The organism is Phenylobacterium sp. (assembly GCF_037138395.1).
Classification (GTDB): domain Bacteria; phylum Pseudomonadota; class Alphaproteobacteria; order Caulobacterales; family Caulobacteraceae; genus Phenylobacterium.
Map to the genome: position 1 here is coordinate 1 of NZ_JBAXIM010000158.1, position 5,567 is coordinate 5,567.

Below are 5,567 nucleotides of genomic sequence, written 5' to 3' on the forward strand. Positions count from 1 at the left end.
CAAGCGCCGCTTCGGCGTGAAGGATTCCGGCGACCTGATCCCCGGTCATGGCGGACTGCTCGACAGGGTGGATGGGCTGATGTTCGTGGTGGTCGTCCTGTCCCTGTTCCGCCTGGTCAACCACCTGGGTTGGGGGCATTGAGCCTGGTCCGTACAGTCTCCATCCTCGGATCGACGGGATCGGTCGGCGTCTCCACCCTGGACCTCCTGGGGTCCCTCGGACGACCCGTGCGCGTCCGGGCGCTGACGGGCGGGCGAAATGTCGCCCGGCTCGCAGACCAGGCCCTGGCCTGGCGTCCGGAAGTCGCGGTCATTGCGGATGAGAGCCTCGCCGGAGAGCTTGCCAACCGTCTTAGGGGCTCTGGCATTGCGGTCGAGGCCGGAGCGGCTGCCGTCGCCGCCGCGGCGGGTCTTCCAGCGGACTGGGTGATGTCGGCCATCGTCGGTTTCGCGGGCCTTGCGCCAACTCTGGCGGCCGTCGATGCGGGTGCCATAGTTGCCCTTGCCAACAAGGAGAGCCTGGTCTGCGCCGGCCCCGCCCTCCTGAGGCGGGCGCGGCTGGCCGGTGGTGTGGTTATCCCTGTAGATTCCGAGCATTCGGCCATCTTCCAGGCCCTCGATCCCCGGCATGCAGCTCAGGTCTCGCGCCTGCTCCTGACAGCCTCCGGTGGGCCCTTCCGGACCTGGTCCGTAGAGCGCATGGCCTCGGCGACGCCGGACGAGGCTGTGGCCCACCCGAACTGGGACATGGGACGCAAGATCTCGGTAGATTCCGCCACAATGATGAACAAGGGCCTCGAGATGATCGAAGCCGCCTACCTGTTCGGGGTCGATGCGGATCGCATTGAGGTGATCGTGCATCCTGAGTCGATCGTCCACAGTCTCGTCGAGTATGCCGATGGTTCGAGCCTGGCCCAGCTGGGCGCTCCTGATATGCGCACACCCATCGCCGTTGCCTTCGCCTGGCCGGACAGGGTAGCCTGGCCAGCGCCTCGCCTGGACCTGGGAGCCATCGGCCGACTCACCTTCGAGGCCCCTGATAGGCAACGTTTTCCAGCCCTTGACCTGGCCCGGCAGGCCCTTCGGGAGGGCGGGTCAGCACCTGGAATTCTCAACGCCGCCAATGAGGTTGCGGTTGAAGCCTTCCTTGACCGTCGGATCGGCTATCTTGATATTGCCGCAATCGTGTCGGAAGCCCTGAACCTGGCAAGTTCGGAACATCTGGGAGACGGCATGGCCGACAACATTCTCGAGCAGACGCAACAGGTCGACCGCGTGGGTCGCCGCCTGGCCGGCCTGGCCCTCGACGCCCGTTCCCGGGGCGCCGCCTGACCATGCTCGCCCTTGCCATCGATTTCCTCTGGCATCTCGCCCCCTTCGTCCTGGTCCTGTCCCTGGTGGTGACGGTCCATGAGCTGGGCCACTTTTTTGCGGCCAGGGCCTGCGGGATTGACGTCGAGCGGTTCTCCATCGGCTTCGGTCGTCCGATCTGGTCTCACCGGGATCGCTCCGGGGTGGAATGGAGGGTCGGCTGGGTACCGCTGGGCGGCTACGTCATGTTCGCGGGTGACCACAACGCCGCCAGCGTCCCTGACGCCGCCGGACTGAAGGCCATGCGCGCGGAGATCCTGGCCCGGGAGGGGCCAGAGGCCCTAGCCCGCAACTACCACTTCAAACCCGTCTGGCAGCGGGCCCTGGTAGCCGTCGCAGGACCTGCCGCCAACTTCCTGCTGGCCATCTCTCTGTTCACCCTTCTCTTCATGAGCTTTGGCGAGCGGACCCTCTCGCCACGAATCGGGGCTGTCCAACCCGGGAGTGCAGCCGCGTCGGCGGGCTTCCAGGCCGGAGATATCGTGCTCGAGGCGGCGGGGCGCCGGATTTCGTCCTTCCAGGACCTCAGCGAAGTCGTTCAGGTCCGGGGCGGGGCGTCGACGGACTTCGTCATCGAACGCGGCGGTCGCAACCTTCGCCTGACCGCGACCCCGGAATGGACGCGCCTCGACACCAAGCCGGGCTCGCCGCGGGTGGGACGTCTGGGCATTGGGCCTACAGGTGAGGTTCTGAGGCGGACCTTCGGACCTGCGGAGGCGCTTTCGAAGGGCATCGATCGCACCTGGGGTGTTCTCACCACCAGCGTCTATGCCATCGGCCGGATGGTCACTGGCCAGATGTCGGCCGAGCAGCTCAACGGCCCTCTCGGTATCGCCCAGATGTCTGGACAGATCGCCAAGGCCGGCGCGGATGCCGCCCCGGACCTCGAGCACAAGATCCTGTACGTCGGAGCTAACCTTCTCGCCCTGGCCGCCGTCCTCTCGGTCGGGATCGGTTTCATGAATCTGCTTCCAATCCCAGTCCTCGACGGGGGGCATCTCCTCTTCTACGCCTACGAAGCGGTGGCTCGCCGGCCACTTGCCGCCAGCGTCCAGGCCTTTGGCTATAGGGTGGGCCTTGCGCTGGTGCTGGCTTTGATGTTGTTCGCCACCTGGAACGATCTGCAGCGGCTGCGGGTCTTCCAGTTCGTCGGCGGATTGTTTTCCTGATCACGCGCTTCCTTTGGTGATGGCACTGACCATGCAAGTTCGACGCGCCCGCAGCGCTGGCCTCGTTTCGGGACTGGCGATCCTCCTGGGAGCCACCGCCCTGACCGCGCCAGCGACGGCGCGCGCTCAGGCTGTTGTCCGGGCGGCCGCTCAGCAGCAGGGCGTCGTCCAGCGGATCATCGTCCGCGGAAACGAGCGGATCGAGCAGTCAACCATCGTATCCTACCTGCCGATCGCCGTGGGCGACACGGTGGATCCGGCGCGGATCGACCTGGCCCTGAAGGCCCTGTTCCGCACCGACCTCTTCTCGGATGTGAAGGTAGGCCTCACCGGGGGCGACCTGACCATTCAAGTGGTCGAAAACCCCATCATCAACAGGGTCGTCTTCGAGGGTAATTCCGGCCTGAAGGAAGACAAGCTGCGCGACGAGATCACGGTTCGGCCGCGGGGCATCTTCACACGGGCCAAGGTGCAGGCCGACATCCAGCGGATCATCGAGCTCTACAGGCGCTCGGGGCGGATTTCCGCCGTCGTTACCCCCAAGATCATCGAGCTGCCCCAGAAGCGCGTCGACCTGATCTTCGAGATCGACGAGGGCAAGAAGAGCGGCGTCCTGGGCGTCAACTTCCTCGGCAATTCCGAGTTCTCCGACAACGACCTGCGCGATGTCGTCGTCACCCAGGAGTCCGCCTGGTATCGCTTCTTCTCGAGCAATACGAACTACGATCCGGACCGCCTGGAATACGACAAGGAACAGCTCCGCAAGCACTACAGGAACCGCGGCTTCTACGACTTCCGAGTTGTCTCCGGGGTGGCGGAGCTATCACCCTCGCAGAACGGTTTTGCCGTCACCTATACGGTGGAGGAGGGCCCCAAATACAAGTTCGGCAAGGTCTCGGTGGAGACCGAGCTCAAGAAGCTCGACACCGCCCTGCTGACCCAGCTCGTCCCGATCCAGTCCGGCGAGGTTTACGAGGACCAGCGGATCGAGACGGCCACCGACGCCCTGACCTTCGCCGCGGGTGCCGCTGGCTTCGCCTCGGTGGACGTCCGTCCCCGCTATGTGGCGGATCCCAAGACCCGCCTGGTGGACGTGGTCTTCCAGGTCAACGAAGGCCCGCGGGTCTACGTCAACCGGATCGACATCGTGGGCAACAACCAGACCCTTGACCAGGTCATCCGTCGGGAACTGAACCTTGTCGAGGGCGACGCCTACAACCGCGCCCTGGTGGACCGTTCCAAGAACAATCTGAGGGCCCTCGGCTTCTTTAAGGACGTCAATATCGAGGAAACTCCCACCGGCAATCCAGACCGGACGGACCTGCTGGTCAAGGTCGAGGAACAGGCGACCGGCGAACTCACCTTCAGCGCCGGCTATTCCTCGGTCGACAAGTTGATGATCGATATTGGCATCACCCAGAAGAACTTCCGTGGCCGTGGCCAGGATGCCCGGGCACGGGTATCTTGGGGATCTTACCGCAAGCAGGTGGACCTCTCCTTCACGGAGCCCCGCTTCCTCGGCCGGAACCTGCGGGCCGGCGTTGATGTCTACTATTTCGTCTACGACCTGTCGCAGTATTCATCCTATAAAACCACCACCCTGGGCACGAACTTCCGCGTCGGTTTCCCACTGACGGCCGACTCCTTTATGACCATGCGCTATGTCCTGCGCGATGACGACGTCCAGGTTCCGGACTACTACTGTGATCCGTCCCAACAGCAGGTTTCCCAGACCCTCTGCGACCAGAGGGGCCGCTACACGACCTCGCTCGTTGGCTACCAGGTCACCCTCGACCGGCGGAACAGTCCGGTCCGCCCGAGCCGCGGTTTCTACGTCAGTGCGTCGCAGGACTTCGCCGGCCTCGGCGGCGACGTGAAGTATATTCGGAATGAAATGGAAGGCGGCTGGTACCACGGCTTCAACAAGGACTTTATCCTCAGCCTTTCAGGCAGCGCCGGCTACATCGCGGGTTGGGGCGGCGAGGCCATCCGGATCAACGACCGCTTCTACAAGGGGGGCAATTCCTTCCGTGGCTTCAAGGTGGCCGGTATTGGTCCTCGGGACACAACTTACGGCCGGTCTGACGCCCTCGGGGGCGAGATCTTTGCCATCGGCTCAGCGGAGTTGACGGTGCCGACCTTCATTCCCCAGCAGTATGGGATCCGGGCCTCGATTTTCACTGACGTCGGAACCCTCGGCAAACTCGATGACTCGGTGAAGCTCGATAGTAACGGCAATACCATTCCAGGTATCTACGACGACCTGTCCCTGCGCGCCTCCGCAGGTTTGTCGATTTTCTGGCGCTCCCCCATGGGACCAATCCGATTCGACTTCAGCCAGATTCTCCAGCGTGAGGATTACGACCGGGTTGAGACCTTCCGTTTCTCGCAAACCACGAAATTCTGAGATCATGCACATGAACAAAACCGCCCTTCTCATGGCCGCCTCCGCTGCGGTCCTGCTCGCCGCTCCCGCCCAGGCCCAGACGCCGCCAGCGGCGGCCCCGGTCAACCACGGCCCGCCGCTCACCGGGGTCTGCATCCTGTCCCTCGACGGTGCCATCGGCTCCTCGACCGTGGGTAAGTACGTCCAGACCCGCCTCCAGCAGATTTCCCAGCAGGTCCAGACGGAGCTGTCCGCCGAACAGACTGCCCTGCAGAACGAGGCCAAGGCCCTGGACGCCCAGAAGGCCTCCCTGGATCAGGGAAGCTTCGACCAGAAGAACGCTTCCCTTCAGGTCCGCGCCAACGCCCTCCAGCGCAAGGCGCAGATCCGGGAGCGTGAGCTTCAGGCGACCCAGCAGAAGGCCCTGGGGCGTATCGGGCAGGAGCTTGAGCCGGTTATCCGCGGGTCCTACCAGCAGTCCAAGTGCAGCCTGCTTATCCAGCGGGATGCGGTCATCCTTGCCAATCCGGCCATGGACATCACCCCGTCGGTCATCACAGGCCTGAACGCCAAGATCACCCAGTTCGCCTTTGACCGGGAACGCCTGGACCAGGCCGCGCCGGCCGCTCCGGCCCAGCCTG

The 5,567-nt window shown here is 64.3% G+C and carries 5 protein-coding genes; all 5 read left to right on the plus strand.

From position 1 onward, the window contains the following. A partial coding sequence (locus WCJ52_RS11145; protein ID WP_336903385.1) for a phosphatidate cytidylyltransferase occupies nt 1-142 on the plus strand: 142 nt, incomplete at its 5' end. After that, a complete protein-coding gene (gene dxr / locus WCJ52_RS11150; RefSeq protein WP_336903381.1) occupies nt 130-1,332 on the plus strand; it encodes a 1-deoxy-D-xylulose-5-phosphate reductoisomerase in 1,203 nt (400 codons plus the stop codon). The genes WCJ52_RS11145 and dxr, both read left to right, overlap by 13 nt. Before the next feature lie 2 nt (nt 1,333-1,334). Next, the gene (gene rseP / locus WCJ52_RS11155) at nt 1,335-2,540 is read left to right on the plus strand and encodes an RIP metalloprotease RseP (protein ID WP_336903382.1); all 1,206 of its coding nucleotides are present in this window, start codon (nt 1,335-1,337) and stop codon (nt 2,538-2,540) included. A 31-nt stretch (nt 2,541-2,571) separates the two neighbouring features. Further along, nucleotides 2,572-4,947 carry an outer membrane protein assembly factor BamA gene (gene bamA, locus WCJ52_RS11160; RefSeq protein WP_336903383.1) on the plus strand — a complete coding sequence of 792 codons (2,376 nt, stop codon included), beginning with the start codon at nt 2,572-2,574 and terminating at the stop codon, nt 4,945-4,947. Between the two features lie 10 nt (nt 4,948-4,957). Beyond that, on the plus strand, nt 4,958-5,567 hold a 610-nt coding region (locus WCJ52_RS11165), incomplete at its 3' end, for an OmpH family outer membrane protein (protein ID WP_336903384.1).